This is a genomic window from Streptomyces sp. NRRL S-350 (assembly GCF_000719705.1).
Classification (GTDB): Bacteria; Actinomycetota; Actinomycetes; order Streptomycetales; family Streptomycetaceae; genus Kitasatospora.
In genome coordinates this window covers 189,983-206,987 of the sequence record NZ_JOHO01000002.1, presented here as the reverse complement: position 1 = coordinate 206,987, position 17,005 = coordinate 189,983, and the positions used below count along the sequence as shown (strand labels likewise).

At 73.0% G+C, this 17,005-nt stretch carries 10 protein-coding genes; 6 read left to right on the top strand and 4 right to left on the bottom strand.

Going from position 1 to position 17,005, the window contains the following annotated elements; translation table 11 throughout:
• Window positions 1-4: 4 nt before the first annotated feature.
• The 6 genes from IF30_RS0102390 (at window position 5) to IF30_RS0102365 (ending at window position 11,707) form a co-directional block, all read left to right on the top strand.
• A complete protein-coding gene (locus IF30_RS0102390) occupies window positions 5-1,990 on the top strand; it encodes a beta-galactosidase (protein WP_030231195.1) in 1,986 nt (661 codons plus the stop codon).
• 35 nt (window positions 1,991-2,025) lie between these two features.
• Window positions 2,026-4,167 carry a glycoside hydrolase family 36 protein gene (locus IF30_RS0102385; RefSeq protein WP_030231194.1) on the top strand — a complete coding sequence of 714 codons (2,142 nt, stop codon included), beginning with the start codon at window positions 2,026-2,028 and terminating at the stop codon, window positions 4,165-4,167.
• A gap of 173 nt (window positions 4,168-4,340) precedes the next feature.
• Window positions 4,341-6,119: a cellulose binding domain-containing protein gene (locus IF30_RS0102380; protein ID WP_030231193.1), complete on the top strand. Its 1,779-nt coding sequence runs from the start codon at window positions 4,341-4,343 to the stop codon at window positions 6,117-6,119.
• Between the two features lie 81 nt (window positions 6,120-6,200).
• Entirely contained in the window at window positions 6,201-7,712 is a 1,512-nt protein-coding gene (locus tag IF30_RS0102375) for a glycoside hydrolase family 43 protein (protein WP_030231178.1), read from the top strand.
• Between the two features lie 49 nt (window positions 7,713-7,761).
• Window positions 7,762-9,513, top strand: coding sequence for a cellulase family glycosylhydrolase (locus IF30_RS0102370; RefSeq protein WP_030231177.1), 1,752 nt, complete (start codon window positions 7,762-7,764; stop codon window positions 9,511-9,513).
• A 70-nt stretch (window positions 9,514-9,583) separates the two neighbouring features.
• Window positions 9,584-11,707 (top strand): beta-galactosidase, encoded by a 2,124-nt coding sequence (locus IF30_RS0102365; protein ID WP_107054296.1) that lies wholly within the window; start codon window positions 9,584-9,586, stop codon window positions 11,705-11,707.
• Window positions 11,708-11,772: 65 nt separating this feature from the next.
• On the opposite strand, the gene IF30_RS0102360 is transcribed toward IF30_RS0102365, so the two are convergent.
• From IF30_RS0102360 to IF30_RS0102345, 4 genes are all read right to left on the bottom strand, one after another.
• Entirely contained in the window at window positions 11,773-12,828 is a 1,056-nt protein-coding gene (locus tag IF30_RS0102360) for an aldose epimerase family protein (protein ID WP_051709158.1), read from the bottom strand.
• A 120-nt stretch (window positions 12,829-12,948) separates the two neighbouring features.
• Window positions 12,949-14,457 carry an L-arabinose isomerase gene (araA, locus tag IF30_RS0102355; RefSeq protein ID WP_030231169.1) on the bottom strand — a complete coding sequence of 503 codons (1,509 nt, stop codon included), beginning with the start codon at window positions 14,455-14,457 and terminating at the stop codon, window positions 12,949-12,951.
• 11 nt (window positions 14,458-14,468) lie between these two features.
• Window positions 14,469-15,137 (bottom strand): L-ribulose-5-phosphate 4-epimerase, encoded by a 669-nt coding sequence (locus tag IF30_RS0102350; protein WP_030231168.1) that lies wholly within the window; start codon window positions 15,135-15,137, stop codon window positions 14,469-14,471.
• Window positions 15,134-16,831: a ribulokinase gene (locus IF30_RS0102345; RefSeq protein ID WP_051709036.1), complete on the bottom strand. Its 1,698-nt coding sequence runs from the start codon at window positions 16,829-16,831 to the stop codon at window positions 15,134-15,136. Before IF30_RS0102345 ends, IF30_RS0102350 begins: the two co-directional genes overlap by 4 nt.
• Window positions 16,832-17,005 lie beyond the last annotated feature (174 nt).

The following is a 17,005-nucleotide window of genomic DNA, read 5'->3' as shown; positions in this document are numbered from 1 at the left end:
TCAGATGGACGTACGCCGGCTCACCGACCGCCTCGGCGGCCTCGCGTTCGGCGGGGACTACAACCCCGAACAGTGGGACGCGCAGGTGTGGAAGGAGGACGACGAGCTGATGCGCCGGGCGCGCGTCAACCTGGCCACCGTCGGCGTCTTCTCCTGGGCCCTGATGGAGCCCGAGGAGGGCCGCTACGACTTCGGCTGGCTCGACGACCACCTCGACCGGCTGCACGCCGACGGCGTCGCCGTCGACCTGGCCACCCCCACCGCCTCCCCGCCGCCCTGGTTCACCCTGGCCCACCCCGACGCCATGCCGGTCGGCCCCGACGGCAGCCGCCTCACCCACGGCAGCCGGGACACCTACTGCCTCACCGCCCCCGCCTACCGCCGGGCCGCCCGCCGCATCGCCGCCGCCCTCGCCGAACGCTACGGCGACCACCCGGCGCTCGCCCTGTGGCACGTGCACAACGAGTACGTGACCCTCTGCTGGTGCGACCACACCGCGGCCGCGTTCCGGGTCTGGCTGCGCGCCCGCCACGGCTCCCTCGACGCCCTCAACGAGGCCTGGGGGACGGCGTTCTGGAGCCAGCGGTACACCTCGTGGGAGCAGATCCTGCCGCCGCGCGCCAGCCAGTGGCACCGCAACCCCGGCCAGTGCCTGGACTTCAGCCGGTTCTGGTCCGACGAGGCGCTCACCGCCTACCGCGAGCAGCGCGACGCCATCCGCGCCCACAGCGACCGCCCGGTGACCACCAACCTGATGCTGCCCTCGTACCAGAACCTGGACCTGTGGGCCTTCGGCCGCGAGGTCGACCTGGTCGCCGTCGACCACTACCCCTCCGCGCCCGGCATCGGCGCCGCCGCCGACACCGCCTTCGGCGCCGACCGCGCCCGCTCCTTCGGCGGCGGCGCCCCCTGGCTGCTGATGGAGCAGGGCGCCAACACCGTCTACGAAGCCGGCCGCATCCTCGGCAAGGAGCCGGGAGACATCCTGCGCCACTCGCTCGGCCACATCGCCCGCGGCTCGGAGGGCGCGCTCTTCTTCCAGTGGCGCCAGTCCCGGGCCGGGGCCGAGCAGTGGCACTCGGCGATGGTCCCGCACGCCGGGCCCGACAGCCGCGTCTTCCGGGAGGTCACCGCGACCGGAGAGGCCGTCGCCCGGCTCGGTGAACTCGCCGGCTCCACCGTTCGGGCCGAGGTCGCCGTCCTGCACGACTCCGACGCCTGGTGGGCGATGCAGGTCGACGGCCTGCCCTCGCCCGAACTCGACTACCACGCCGCGCTGCGCCGCGCCCACCGGGCACTGTGGGACGCCGGCCTGACGGTCGACTTCGCCCACCCCGAGCACGACCTGGACCGCTACCGGCTCGTCGTCGCCCCGGCCCTGTTCCTGCTCTCCGACGCGGGCGCCGAGAACCTGCGCCGCTACGTCGCCGACGGCGGAACGCTGCTCGTCCAGCACGCCGGCGGCGCCGTCGACGAGCGCCTGCACGCCCGCCTCGGCGGCTTCCCCGCCGCTCCGCTGCGCGAGGCGCTGGGCATCCGGGTCGAGGAGCACCGCCCGCTGGGACGCGACGAGGAGGTCATGCTCTCCGACGGCTCCACGGCCACCGCCTGGAGCGAGTGCCTGCGCACCGAGGGCGCCGAAACGCTCGCGGCGTACACCCACGGCATGCTCGCCGGCCGCCCGGCGCTCACCCGCCACGGCTTCGGGACCGGCCACGGCTGGTACCTCTCCACCCGCCTGGACGACCCCGGCTACGCCGCCCTGGTCGGCCGGCTGCTCGCGGAGGCCGGCGCCGCCCCGGAGCTGCCGGGCCTGCCACCGGGGGTCGAGGCCGTGACCCGCCACGCCCCGGACGGCCGGAGCTGGCACGTGCTGATCAACCACCTCGCCGACGCCGTCCCGCTGCCGCAACCGGGCCACGACCTGCTCACCGGCGGGCCGCTGGGCGAACTGCCGCCCGGGGGCTGCGCGGTCCTGCGCACCCACTGACCTCCCGCCGCGTCTCCCCCACCGAGGAAGGCACCATGACCGACCCGCACGAGACGATCCGCTGGGGCCACGACGCCCTGGAGCTGGAGATCACCCTGGGCGTGGACGGCCCTCCCCGACTGGTCCGCATCGGCGCGCCCGGCGAGAAGCCCACCACCGCGCGCCCCGCCGCCCCGCTGCCGCTGGTGGAGGTGACGACCGCCGGCCTCGGCCGCCACTGGTCGGGGCGGCACCTCGTCAACAGCGTCCTCGGCGCGCGGCTGCGCCACCGCTCGCACCGCACCGCCCGGGACGGCGACTGGCACGTCCTCACCGTCGGTCTGCACGAGCCGGAGACCGGCCTGACCGCCGAGGCGGTCTACCGGTCGATGGACGGCCTGCCGGTGCTGCGCAGCGAGGTGGTGCTGCGCAACGAAGGGACGCGGACGCTGCACCTGGAGTCGGTCTCCTCGCTCGTGGCGGGCTGCCTCACCGGTGGCGACCCGGCGGCCCTGGACGCCGCCGACCTGCTGTGGGCGGAGAACGAGTGGTTCGCCGAATGCCGCTGGCAGCGCCAGCCGCTGCGGGTGTCCTCGCCCGAACGCAGCGGCCGCTTCCACACCACCTCCGGCCGCAGCACCCGCGTCGTTGCCGGCCAGGGCGTGTGGTCCAGCTGCGGGCGGCTGCCGATGGGCGGTCTGACCGACCGGGAGTCCGGCCGCACCTGGCTGTGGCAGATCGAGCACAACGGCGGCGGCTGGCGCTGGGAGTGCGGCGTGCGCGACGACACCGCGTACGCGGCGCTGTACGGCCCCGACGACGCCGACCACGGCTGGCGCCACCCGCTGGAGCCCGGCGCCGAGTTCCGCACCGTACCGGTGTCCCTCGCGCTCGCCGCGGACGGCGGCCTCGACGGCGCCTTCGCCGCGCTCACCCGCTACCGCCGCGCCACCCGACGGCCGCACCCCGACCACCGCCGGCTGCCGGTCGTCTTCAACGACTACATGAACTGCCTGATGGGCGACCCGACCACGGCCAAGCTGCTGCCGCTGGTCGACGCCGCCGCCGAGGCCGGCGCGGAGTACTTCGTCATCGACGCCGGCTGGTACGACGACGGCGACAACTGGTGGAGCTCCGTCGGGGCCTGGGAGCCGTCGGCCTCCCGCTTCCCCGGGCCGAAGGGCATCCACGAGGTCCTGGACCGGATCCGGGAGCGGGGCATGGTCCCCGGCCTGTGGCTGGAGCCGGAGTCGGTCGGGGTGTCCAGCCCGGTCGCCGAGGCCCTGCCGGAGGAGGCGTTCTTCCGCCGCGACGGCCGGCGCGTGGAGGAGGGCGGCGGCCGCCACCACCTGGACCTGCGCCACCCGGCCGCCCGGGCCCACCTGGACGCCGTGGTGGACCGCCTGGTCCGCGAGTGGGGCGTCGGCTACCTCAAGCTCGACCACAACACCGACCCGGGCTCCGGTACCAGCGGCCACCCGGGCGAGGCCCCGGCGGCCGGCCTGCTCGGCCACAACCGGGCCCAACTCGACTGGCTCGACGGCCTCCTGGACCGGTACCCGGAGCTGGTGATCGAGAACTGCGCCTCCGGCGGCATGCGGATGGACCACGCCCTGCTCTCCCGGCTGCAGCTGCAGTCCACCAGCGACCAGCAGGACCTGCTGCGCTACCCGCCCATCGCGGCGGCGGCCCCCACCGCCGTCACACCCGAGCAGGGCGCCGTCTGGGCGTACCCGCTGCCCGAGGACTCCCTCGACGAGGTCGCCCTCACCATGGCCAACGCGCTGCTGGGCCGCATCCACCTGTCCGGCCGTCTCACCGAACTCTCCGCAGAGGCAAGGGGGTTGGTCCACGAGGCGGTGGCCGCGCACAAGGCGGTCCGGGCCGACCTGCCGCAGGCGCTGCCCGCCTGGCCACTCGGGCTGCCCGGCTGGGAGGACCCGTGGATCGCGCTGGCCCTGCACACCCCGGCCACCACCTACGTCACCGCCTGGCGGCGCTCCGGCGAGGAGGCCGTCCGGGACCTCGACCTGCCCCACCTGGCCGGCGCCGAGGTCCGCACCGAGGTGCTCTACCCGGCCTCCAGCGAGGCCTCCGCCGCCTGGCACCCGAAGACCGCCCGACTCGCCCTCACCCTGCCGACCGCCCCCTCCGCCGTCGTGTTGCGCCTCACCAGGAGGTCTGCCGAAAGGAGTTGACGATGCGACCTGCGACCGCGCGCGCTCCACCGCGCCGGCCCGCATCCCGTACGGAACACGCTTCGCGTCCGGGCCCGACCCCAAAGCAGCCGCGCCGGGCCCTACCGTCCAGAAACGCGGGAGTTCGACCCCCACACCGGACCCCACGCACCCCCACCCCCTGGAGGGACGCAGTGAGAACGTCAGCCCAGACCTGTCGTGAACACGTCATAGCAGTTGTTGCGGCACTGTCGCTCGCCGTCACCGGCGCGATCGCCGCCGTCGCACCGCCCGCCACCGCCACGCCGTCCGCCACCACGAGCACCGTGTCGGTGTCGGTCGACGCCGCCCTGCAGCTCGCCACCGTTCCCGCCACCGGCGTCGGCGTGAACATCCCGGTCTACGACGCCAACATGAACGCCGCCGCCACCCCCGGCCTGCTCGGCACGGCCGGCATCAACACCGTCCGCTACCCCGGCGGCAGCCACTCCGACGCCTACCACTGGCAGTCCGGCACCACCGACGACGGTTCGTACGTCGCTCCGAACACCGGCTTCGACGCCTTCATGGGCACCGTGCGCGCCGCCGGAGCGCAGCCGATCATCACCGCCAACTACGGCTCGGGCACCCCCCAGGAGGCCGCCGACTGGGTCCGGTACGCCAACGTCACCAAGGGCTACGGCATCAGGTACTGGGAGATCGGCAACGAGGTCTACGGCAACGGCGAGTACGGCGCCAAGTGGGAGCACGACACCCACAGCAGCAAGAGCGCCACGACCTACGCGAACAACCTGCTCCAGTACATCGCGGCGATGAAGGCGGCCGATCCGAGCGTCAAGATCGGCGCCGTGCTGGTCACCCCCGGCTACTGGCCGGACGGCATGGTCGGCCCGGGAGACACCACGGACTGGAACCACACCGTGATGTCGATCGCCGGCTCGAAGATCGACTTCGCCATCGTGCACGCCTACCCCACCAGCACCAGCCCGGCCGACCTGCTCACCAAGCCGCAGGCCCAGAACGCCGGCATCACCGGCGCCGTGCGCTCGCTGATCAACCAGTACGCCGGGACCAACGCCCCCAACGTCGGCATCGCGGTGACCGAGGCGAACGCCCAGGCCTACCTGGACACCTCCCCCAACGGGCTGTTCGCGCCGGACAACTACCTCACCTGGCTGGAGAACGGCGCGTTCAACGTCGACTGGTGGGACCTGCGCAACGGCACCGACTGCACCAAGGTGACCACCGTCGAGGGCGCCACCGACTACAACGACGGCGGCATGGTCTCCAGCGGCTCCCCCTGCGAGCCGGCCGTCAACACACCCTTCCCCGCCTACTACGGCATCCAGATGATCAGCAGGCTGGGCACGCCCGGGGACACCCTGGTCAAGGCCGCCAGCTCGTCCGCGCTGCTCTCCGCGCACGCCGTCCGCCGCGCCGACGGCGACGTGGACGTCATGCTGATCAACAAGGACCCGAACAACGACGCCACGGTGAACCTCTCCTACACCGGGTTCACCCCCTCCTCCGCCACCCCGACCGTCCACTCCTACCTCAAGAACGCCCACGGGATCGGCACGGCCCAGTCCGGCAGCCCGACCGGCCAGACCGTGCCCGCCTACGGCATCACCGTCGTGCAGATGCACCCGACCGGCGCGGCCTGCCGGGTCGTCTACAACAAGAACGAGTGGTCCGGCGTCATGGTCGGCAACCTCACCGTCGTCAACAACGGCCTCGGCCAGGTCAACGGCTGGAACCTCGGCTTCACCTTCCCCGGCGACACCACCATCACCAACAGCTGGAACGCCTCGGTGTCGCAGAGCGGCCCGAACGTCAACGCCGGGAACGTGTCCTACGACGCCTCCGTCCCGCAGGGCGGCAGCGTCCAGTGGGGCTTCAAGGCCACCTGGTCCACCAGCGACGCCAACCCGTCCGCCTTCTGGTTCAACGGCGCCTCCTGCGCGATCGGCTGAACCCCTGAGCCGGTGGTGCCCCGGACTCCCCGGGGTCCGGGGCACCACCCCGCACACCAGCACCCGAAAGGAACCGACCACGTGTCAGACCAGCCCCAGCCCGCCGGCCTCCTCCCCAACCCGGTGATCCCCGGCTTCCACCCCGACCCCAGCGTCTGCCGCGTGGGCGACGACTACTACCTCGTCTGCTCCAGCTTCGAGTACTTCCCCGGCATCCCCGTCTTCCACAGCCGCGACCTGTTCAACTGGACACAGATCGGCAACGCCCTCGACCGGCCGAGCCAGCTGCGCCTGCCGCGCGAGTCGCCGTCCTCCGGCGGGATCTACGCACCGACGCTGCGCCACCACGACGGCCGCTTCTGGCTGATCGTCACCAACGTCAGCGGCGACGGCAACCTGCTCTTCACCGCCACCGACCCGGCCGGCCCCTGGTCGGACCCGGTCCGGCTGCCCGGCGTCCACGGCATCGACCCGGACCTCGCCTGGGACGAGGACGGCACCTGCTGGTGCACCGTCGCCGGCGTCTCCCAGGTCCGCCTCGACCCGACGACCGGCGAGACCCTCGGCGAGCCGCAGCGGATCTGGTCCGGCGCGCCGGGCGCCATGGCCCCCGAGGCCCCGCACCTGTACCGGATCGGCGAGTACTGGTACCTGATGATCGCCGAGGGCGGCACCGAGCGCGGCCACGCCGTCTCCATCGCCCGCGGGCCGTCGCCCTCCGGACCGTTCGAGCCGTGCCCGGCCAACCCGGTGCTGACCCACCGCGGCACCGACAGCCCCATCCAGAACACCGGACACGCCGACCTCGTGCAGGCGCCCGACGGCTCCTGGTGGATGGTGCTGCTCGCCGTCCGGCCGCGCGGCGGCACCCCCGCCTGGTACGTCCTCGGCCGGGAGACCTTCCTCGCCCCGGTCGAGTGGGTGGACGGCTGGCCGGTGGTCGGCCCGGTCACCCCCGAACTGCCCACCCCGGCCTGGCCGCTGCACCCCGCCCCCGCCGTACCGGCCCGGGACGACTTCGACCAGGCCGAGCTGCACCCCCAGTGGATCTCGCTGCGCGAGCGCCCGGAGCACCTGTGCACCACGAAGGAACGTTCCGGCTGGCTGACCCTGCGCGCCGTCGGCTCCTCCCTGGACGAGAACGACGCCGTCTTCGTCGGCCGGCGCCAGGAGCACCTCGCCTGCCGGGCCCGCACCCTGATCGACCCCGCCGAGGGCTGCGGCGGCCTCGCCGTCCGCATGGACGAGGACCACCACTACGAGATCGAGGCGGCCGACGGCGAGGTGAAGGTCTTCGCCCGGATCGGCTCGATCCGCACCGAGGTCGCCTCCCGCCCGGTGGCCGCCGGAGCCGTGGTGCTCGGTGTCGACATCGTCCCGCGGCCGACGCGCGGCCCGCGCACCGGCCCCGACGACGTCGTCCTCGGCGTCGAGGAGCCCGACGGCACCTTCACCGTGCTCGCGAGCCTCGACGGCCGCTACCTCTCCACCGAGGCGGCCGGCGGCTTCACCGGCCGGGTCATCGGCATGTACGCCGCCGAAGGCACCGTCCACTTCGACCGGTTCGACTACGAGCCCCTCCCGTTTCCCTGACCCTCCGTCAGGGGCTCCCCCACCTGTTCACGCGAAAGGACGACAACCCGTGAACGACGCACCGCGCACCGCCCCCACCCGCAACCGCCGCCTCCACCGCACGGCCGGGCTCCTGGTGGCCCTGGTCACCACCGGCAGCCTCAGCTGCGGCACCGCCATCGCCGCACCGGCCGACCAGCCCCGGTCGGCCGCCGAGGCGGCAGCGGCCCGGGTCCCGCAGGACCCGATGGCCGCCGTGGCCCAGATGCAGCCCAGCTGGAACCTCGGCAACACCCTCGACGCCATCCCCGACGAGACGTCCTGGGGCAACCCGCTCACCACCAAGGCCACCTTCGACGGCCTCAAGGCGCAGGGCTTCCGCAGCGTCCGGATCCCCGTCACCTGGTACCCGCACCAGTCCGCCACCGCGCCCTACACCATCGACCCGGTGTGGATGAAGCGAGTGAAGCAGGTGGTCGACTTCGCGCTGGAGGACGGCCTCTACGTCGAGATCAACGTCCACCACGACTCGTGGCAGTGGATCAAGTACATGTCCACCGACCACGACAACATCATGGCCCGGTTCGACTCCACCTGGCAGCAGATCGCCGCCACCTTCAAGGACGAGCCGCGCACGCTGCTCATGGAGAGCATCAACGAACCGCAGTTCGACGACGCCACCGACGCCCAGAAGACCCAGTACCTGCGGGAACTCAACAACTCATTCCACAGCATCGTCCGCAACACCGGCGGCAGGAACAAGGACCGCCTGCTCGTCCTGCCATCGGAGGAGACCAACAACGCCCAGCACTGGCTGGACGACCTGTCCACCACCATGAGCTCGCTGAACGACCGCAACCTGGTCGCCACCGTGCACTACTACAGCTGGTACCCGTTCAGCGTGAACATCGCCAACGGGCCCACCTACGACGCCAAGGCCCAGTCGGACCTGACCGAGGGCTTCGCCCGGGTGCACGACACCTTCGTCAAGAAGGGCATCCCCGTCTACCTCGGCGAATACGGCCTGCTCACCTCCCCGTACTCCGGCGTGGTCGAGCGCGGCGAGATGCTCAAGTACTTCGAGCACGTCAACTACGAGGCGCGGCGCAACGGCATGACCTCCGCCGTCTGGGACGCCGCCAACGACTTCCTGAACCGTTCCACCATGCAGTGGATGGTCCCCGAGATGAAGGACCTGATCCAGAGCTCCTGGCGGACCCGCTCGGGCACCGCCTCCACCGACAACGTGTTCGTGCCGAAGTCCGGTCCGATCGCCGCGCAGACCATCACCCTCAACCGCAACGGCCAGTGGTTCACCGGCCTGTGGCAGGGCGACCGCCCGCTGATCCCCTACCTCGACTACACCCTCGACGGCGACCGGCTCACCCTGACCGCCGGCGCCCTCACCCGGCTCGCCGGCGACCGCGCCGCCGGCGTCAACGCCACCCTTGAGGTCCGGTACTCCGACGGCGTCCCGTGGAAGCTCTTCGTGCGCTCCTACGACAAGCCGACCATGGCCGACGCCACCGGGACGCTCGACGGGCTCACCATCCCCACCCGGTTCAACGGCGCCCTGATGGCCAACGTCCAGTCCACCTACGCCGACGGCACCGCCGCCGGCCCGGCCTCCTGGACCACCTACCAGTCGTTCGACAACCTCCGCGCCGACTACGGCGCCGACACCACCACCCTCAAGCCCGACTACGTCAAGTCCCTCAAGGACGGCGTGCCGGCGACGTTCACCTTCCGCTTCTGGACCGGCGACACCGTCACCTACACCGTCACCAGGTCCGGCAACACCGTGACCGGCACCGCCTCCTGACCCACACCCATCCCCGCCCCGGCTGCCTCCCCCCGGCAGCCGGGGCTCCCACACGTCCCGAGGTGCACCCGTGTTCCCGCTGCCCCCGCGCGTCCTGTTCGGCGCCGCCTACTACCACGAGTACCAGCCGTACGAGCGGCTGAAGGAAGACCTCGACCTGATGGCGCAGGCGAAGTTCACCGTCATCAGGGTCGGCGAGTCCGTCTGGTCCACCTGGGAGCCCGAGAACGGCCGGTTCGACCTCGACTGGCTGACCCCCGTCCTCGACGGCGCCCACGAGCGCGGCATCGCGGTCGTCCTCGGCACCCCCACCTACGCGGTGCCGCCGTGGCTGGCCCGCCAGTACCCGGAGATCGTCACCGACCACGCGACGGGCCGCCGGATGGGCTGGGGCGCCCGCCAGGAGGCCGACTTCACCCACCCCGCGTTCCGCCACCACGCCGAACGCGTCACCCGCGCGATCCTCGCCCGCCACGCCACCCACCCCGCCGTCATCGGCTTCCAGGTGGACAACGAACCCGGCCTGCGCCTGCCGCACAACCACGGCGTCTTCCAGCGGTTCACCGACCACCTGCGGCACACCTACGGCGACGTGGAGACCCTCAACCGCGAGTGGGGCCTGGTCTACTGGTCGCACCGCCTCTCCACCTGGGCCGACCTGTGGCGCCCGGACGGCAACCAGCAGCCCCAGTACGACGTCGCCTGGCGGGCGTTCCAGGCGCGCCAGACCACCGAGTTCGTCGCCTGGCAGAGCGACATCGCGCGCGAGTACGCCCGCCCCGACCAGTTCGTCACCACCTGCCTCGCCTACGGCCACCCCGCGCTGGAGGACGACGAGCTGACCGACGGCGTGGACGTCACCGCCGGCAACCCGTACTACGAGATGCAGGACGCCCTCGCGCTGCCCGGCCCCGCGCCCGAGGACCAGGAGCAGGACCAGCACTGGAGCGCCTGCGGCGTCTGGGCCCTGTACCAGAGCGCCGACCGGATCTTCTCCTCGCGGCAGGAGCCGTTCCTGGTCACCGAGACCAACGCCCAGGCGATCGGCGGCACCTCGGAGAACCGGCCGGCCTTCGACGGCCAGTGGCGCCAGGCCGCCTGGGCACTCGTCTCGCGCGGCGCACGGATGATCGAGTACTGGCACTGGCACACCCTGCACTTCGGCGCCGAGACGTACTGGGGCGGCATCCTGCCGCACAGCGGCAAGCCCGGCCGGGTGTACGCCGAACTGGCGCGCCTGGGTGCGGAGTTCGAGACGGCGGGGCCGCTGGTCGCCGGGATCGACCCCGACGCCGACCTCGCGGTGGTCTACTCGGTGCCCAGCAAGTGGCTGATGCAGAAGTACCCGCCGCTGGCGAATCCGGACGGCACCCCGGACTCGGGTTCCTACCACCGCATCTTCGACTCGTTCTACCGCGGCGCGGTCGAGGCCGGCCGCCAGGTGCGGATCCTCCACGCCCGGCAGCTGCACGACGGCCGGGGCGAGCGGGACGGCCTGGCCCCGGACGTGGCCGCGCGGCGCCACCCCGTGCTGGTGGTCCCCGCGCTCTACCTCGCCGAGGACTCGCTGCTCGACTGGCTCACGGCGTACGCCGAGGCGGGCGGCCACCTCGTCCTCGGCCCCCGCACCGGCTACGCCGACCAGGAGGCCCGGGCGCGCCACGAGACCGCCCCCGGTCGCCTCACGGCCGCCGCCGGCGCCTGGTACGACGAGTTCAGCAACCTCTCCGGGAGCCTCCCGCTCCGGGCCGCGCCCGACAGCCCGCTGGAGCTGCCGGCCGGCGCGACCGCCACCCGCTGGGTGGAGGGCCTCACCGCCACCGACGCCACCGTCCTCGCCGGGTACGACCACCCGCACTTCGGCCGCTGGGCCGCCGTCACCACCCGGGCCCACGGCGCCGGCCGGGTGACCTGCGTCGGCACGGTGCCCGGCCGCGACCTGGCCCGGGTGCTCGCCGCCTGGCTCGCGCCCGCCCCGGCCGCCGGCTGGCGGGGCCTGCCGGCGTCCGTCACCGCGACCACCGGGACGGCCCCGGACGGGCGGCGCGTCCACGTGATCCACAACTGGAGCTGGCAGCCGGCCGAGGCACAGGCCCCGGTGGACCTGACCGACGTGCTGGACGGCGCCGCGGTGCCCGCCGGCGGGCCGGTCGCCCTCGGTGCCTGGGACGTACGGGTCTTCGTCGCCGACTGAACACCGAAGGGGGCGGCGGGCCCCGTCCGGCCCGCCGCCCCCCGCTCACCACCCGGCGGCGGTCGCTACTCGACCGAGAAGCGGTACACCGTCGTCGAGCGGAACTCCTCCTCCGGGCGCAGGACGGTGGAGGGGTACTCGGGGCGGTTGGGCGAGTCCGGGAAGTGCTGCGTCTCCAACGCGATGCCGGCGTACGCCCGGTACGGGCGGCCGGAGCGGCCGGTCAGCGAGCCGTCGAAGTGGTTCCCGGTGTAGACCTGGATCCCCGGTTCCGTCGTCAGGCATTCGAGGCGCCGGCCGCTGGCGGGGTGGCTCAGCACGGCGGCCCGGCGGAACCCGGTCCCGTCGAGCACCCAGTTGTGGTCGAAGCCCGCGCCGGCCAGGCGGACCTGCGGGTCGTCGGCGGTGACGCGCTCGCCGATCGGCGTCGCCTCGCGCAGGTCGAAGGGCGTGCCGGCGACGGGCTCGACCGGGCCGAGCGGGATCAGTCCGCCGTCCACCGGCAGGTACCCGGCGGCATCCACCCGGAGCAGGTGGTCGAGGACCGTTCCGCTGCCCTCGCCCGCCAGGTTGACGTACGCGTGGTTGGTGAGGTTGACGACCGTCGGGGCGTCCGCGGTCGCCCGGTAGCCGATCCAGAGTCGGCCGGCGGGGTCGAGCAGGTACGTCACCTCGGCGGTGAGCGCTCCCGGGAACCCCTGGTCGCCGTCGGGGCTGTGCAGCCGCAGCCGCACCCCGGCCCGCCGGCCCTCGCGGACAGGCACGCCGTCCCAGAGCCGGGTGGCGAAGCCGTCCGGGCCGCCGTGCAGGGTGTGGCCGGTGGTCTGGGTCCGCAGCCGGTGCGTGGTGCCGTCGAGGGGCAGGGTGCCGCCGGCGATCCGGTTGGCGTAGCGGCCGACCGTCGCGCCGAGGTAGGCCGCTTCGCCGAGCAGGTCCTCGACGCGGTCGCAGCCGAGCACCACGTTCTCCCGCCGGCCGTCCCGGTCCGGGGCGTACAGGGCCTGGAGGCGGGCGCCGAGGCTGAGCACCTCCGCCGTGACGCCCCCCGGGACGCCGATGGTCCAGCGGGTGACGGGCTGTCCGTCCGGCAGCGTCGCGGCGACCTCCTGGGACACCGTCAGTTCGCCCTTCGACACGAGTGCGTCTCTCGGCACGGGGTCACTCCGTTCCTTGCGGGACTGCGGGGGAACGGCGACGCCCGCCCGGGCGGGCGGGCGTCGCCGGTGCGGGACCGGGCGGGGTCAGAACCCCTGGGCCAGGCGGTGGTAGGCCTGGTTCCAGCGCAGCTCCTTGGTGAACCGGCGGATGTTGGTGTCGTCGTCGATCACCAGGAGTTCCACGCCGATCATCTCGGCGAGGTCCTCCAGCTCCTCGGCGCCGAGCGCCCCGGACAGCACGGTGTGGTGCGGTCCGCCGGCCGTCAGCCAGGCCTCGGTGGAGGTGTGCAGGTCCGGTCGCGGCTTCCAGACGGCGCGGGCGACGGGCAGGTGGGGCAGCGGGGCCGGCGCCTCGACCACGTCGACCTCGTTGGCGACCAGCCGGAAGCGGTCGCCCAGGTCGGCGAGGCCGACCACCACCGCCGGGCCGGGCTCGGCGTCGAAGACCAGGCGGACCGGGTCCTCGCGGCCGCCGATGGAGAGCGGGTGGATCTCGCAGGAGGGGGTGGCCGCCGCGATGCTCGGGCAGACCTCCAGCATGTGCGCGCCGAGGATCAGCTCGTGGCCGAACTCCAGGTGGTAGGTGTAGTCCTCCATGAAGGAGGTGCCGCCGGACAGTCCGGTGGCGGCCACCTTGAGGGTGCGCAGCAGGGTGGAGGTCTTCCAGTCGCCCTCGCCGCCGAAGCCGTAGCCGTCGGCCATCAGCCGCTGCACCGCGAGGCCGGGCAGCTGGCGCAGCCCGCCGAGGTCCTCGAAGTTGGTGGTGAAGGCCTTGAAGCCGCCCTGCTCCAGGAAGCCGCGCAGGCCGAGCTCGATCCGCGCCGCGTACCGCAGCGATTCGTGGCGCTCCCCGCCGGCCCGCAGCTCGGGGGCGAGGCGGTAGCCGTCGTCGTACTCCTTGACCAGCTCGGTGACGTCGGCGTCGGTCGCGGCGTCCACGGCGGCGACGAGGTCGTTGACGCCGTAGGTGTTGACGGAGACCCCGAAGCGGCGCTGGGCCTCGACCTTGTCGCCCTCGGTGACGGCGACGTCGCGCATGTTGTCGCCGAAGCGGGCGAGCTTGAGGCTGCGCAGTTCGGCCCGGCCGGAGGCGGCGCGGGCCCAGGTGGCGATCCGGGCGGAGACGGCCGGGTCGGTGACGTGTCCGGCGACGGTCTTGCGCGGCACGCCGAGGCGGGACTGGATGTAGCCGAACTCGCGGTCGCCGTGGGCGGCCTGGTTCAGGTTCATGAAGTCCATGTCGATGGAGTGCCAGGGCAGTTCGACGTTGGCCTGGGTGTGCAGGTGGAGCAGCGGCTTCTGCAGGGCGTCCAGTCCGGCGATCCACATCTTCGCCGGGGAGAAGGTGTGCATCCACGCGATCAGACCGATGCAGTCGTCGGCGGAGTTGGCCTCCAGGCAGATCCGGCGGATCGCGGCGGCGTCCGTGAGGACCGGCTTCCAGACGATCTCGACCGGCACGGCGGCGTCGCCGTCCAGGGCTTCGGCGATGCGCTGGGACTGCTCGGCCACCTGACGCAGCGTGTCCTCGCCGTACAGTCCCTGGCTGCCCGTCAGGAACCAGACCTGGCGGCCCTCCAACGGCTTCTTCATGGGGTGTCTCCTCAACGGGCCTGGGGCTGGCCGTAGACGTTCTGGTAGCGGAAGTTGAGACTGTCGATGTCGGCCTGCGCGATGGGCAGGGGCTCGCCGAGCTGGCGGGAGAGGTGGACGGTGCGGGCCACGTCCTCGCACATCACGGCGGCCTTCACGGCGGCCTTGGCGTCCTTGCCGATGGTGAACACGCCGTGGTTCTGCATCAGGACGGCGGGCGAGCGGTGGCCCTTGAGGGTGTCCACGATGCCGCGGCCGATCGAGTCGTCGCCGATCAGGGCGAACGGGCCGATCGGGATCTCGGCGCCGAACTCGTCGGCCATCGCGGTGAGGACGCAGGGGACGGCCTCGCCGCGGGCCGCCCAGGCGCAGGCGAAGGTGGAGTGGGTGTGGACCACCCCGCCGACCTCGGGCATGTGCCGGTAGACGTAGGCGTGCGCGGCGGTGTCGGAGGACGGCGAGTGGTCGCCTTCGACGACGTTGCCGTCCAGGTCGCAGACGATCATGTTGTGGGGCGTCAGTTCGTCGTAGGAGACGCCGCTGGGCTTGATGACGAGCAGGTCCTCGCCGGGCACGCGGGCGGAGACGTTGCCGGCGGTCCAGACGACCAGGTTGTAGCGGACCAGTTCCTGGTGGAGGTCGCTGACCTGGCGGCGGACGGCGTCGAGGGTCGCGTTCACATTGCCTCGCTCGGGGTGGTGAGGGCGGCGTTCCGGAGGTCGCGCAGGCGGTGCAGGAGCTTGTCGGCGCCGAGGCCGAAGTGGTCGTGCAGGGCGCGGTATTCGGCGAAGAGCAGGTCGTAGGCGTCGGCGGCGGCCGGGTCCGGCTGGTACGCGCCCTGGTGCACCCGGCCCATGGCGGCGGCCGCGGTGCGCACGTCCGGGTACGCGCCGGCGGCGACGGCCGCGTGGATCGCCGAGCCGAGCGCCGGGCCCTGCTCGGACTCGGCGACGGAGACCGGGCGGCGCAGCACGTCGGCGTAGATCCGCATCAGCAGTTCGTTCTTCTTGAGGCCGCCGGTGACGATGAACTCGGTGACGGGCACACCGCCCTGTTCCAGGGCTTCGACGATGACGCGGGTGCCGAAGGCGGTGGCCTCCAGGAGGGCCCGGTAGACCTCCTCGGGGCGGGTGGCGAGGGTGAGGCCGACGATCACGCCGGACAGGTGGTGGTCGACCAGGGTGGAGCGGTTGCCGTTCATCCAGTCGAGCGCGACCAGGCCGTGGCCGCCGACCGGCTGGTCGGCGATCTTCCGGCTGAGCAGCTGGTGCAGGTCCTCGCCGGTCGCCTCGGCCTCGGCGAGGTAGTCGGCGGGCACGCCCTGGCGCAGCCACCAGGCGAAGATGTCGCCGACGGCGCTCTGGCCGGCCTCGTAGCCGTAGGAGCCGGTGACGATGCCGTCCTCGACCACGCCGCAGATGCCGGGGACGTCGGCGAGTGTGGCGCCGTTGACGACGTGGCACGTGGAGGTGCCCATGATGGCGAGGAGCCGGCCGTTGTCGACGGCCCGGGCGGCGGGTGCGGCGACGTGCGCGTCGACGTTGCCGGCGGCGACCGCGATGCCCTCGGGCAGGCCGGTCCACCCGGCGGCCTGCGCGGTCAGCGAGCCGACCCGGGAGCCGAGCGCGGAGAGCGGGTGCTCCAGCCGGGTGCGGGCGAAGTCCGCGAAGTCCGGGTGGAGGGCGGCGAGGTAGTCCTCGCTCGGGTAGCTGCCGTCCTGGTGGATGCCCTTGTAGCCGGCGGTGCAGGTGTTGCGGCTCTCGGTGCCGGTGAGCTGCCAGACGATCCAGTCGGCGGCCTCGATCCAGCGTTCGCAGGCGGCGTAGACGGCCGGGTCCTCCTCCAGGACCTGGAGGGCCTTGGCGTACTGCCACTCGGCGGAGATCTTCCCGCCGTAGCGGTGGATCCACTTCTCGCCGCGGGCGTGGGCCAGGGCGTTGATCCGGTCGGCCTGCCCCTGGGCGGCGTGGTGCTTCCAGAGCTTGGGCCAGGCGTGCGGGCGGTCGGACCAGCGCTCGGTCTCGGCGAGCGGGGTGCCGTCGGCGAGCACCGGCAGGACGGTGCAGGCGGTGAAGTCGGTGGCGATGCCGATCACTTGGGCCGGGTCGATGCCGGCGGCGGCGAGCGCGGCGGGGACTGCGGTGCGCAGGACCTCGCGCCAGTCGGCGGGGTGCTGGAGCGCCCAGTCGGGCGGGAGCGGCCGGCCGGTGCCGGGCAGCTCGCGTTCGATGACGGCGTGCGGGTAGTGGTGGACGGCGGTGCCGACCTCCTCGCCGTCCCGTACGCGGACCACCACGGCGCGGCCGGAGAGGGTGCCGAAGTCGATCCCGACGGCGTATCTCTCCAGGTCAGGGGCGGCAGGAATCACGGTCACGTCCTCATCCTTCGTACGGGATCCCGGCGTTCTCACCTGTCGCCGGTGCGGTCCACGACCGGGGCAGGGGGGAGCGCACCGGCGACAGGCTCCGTTCCGCGACCTCTCCCTCAGAAGGGCGGAACGATTGGCCACCGGCCGGGCGCACAGAAGCGGGATGACGGCGCCTGGCCG

What these genes read in the sequence shown, in the direction of transcription:
- IF30_RS0102390 (WP_030231195.1), top strand. Translation starts at nt 5, where the DNA reads ATGGACGTACGCCGGCTCACCGACCGCCTCGGCGGCCTCGCGTTCGGC.
- IF30_RS0102385 (WP_030231194.1), top strand. Translation starts at nt 2,026, where the DNA reads ATGACCGACCCGCACGAGACGATCCGCTGGGGCCACGACGCCCTGGAG.
- araA (WP_030231169.1), bottom strand. Translation starts at nt 14,457, where the DNA reads ATGAAGAAGCCGTTGGAGGGCCGCCAGGTCTGGTTCCTGACGGGCAGC.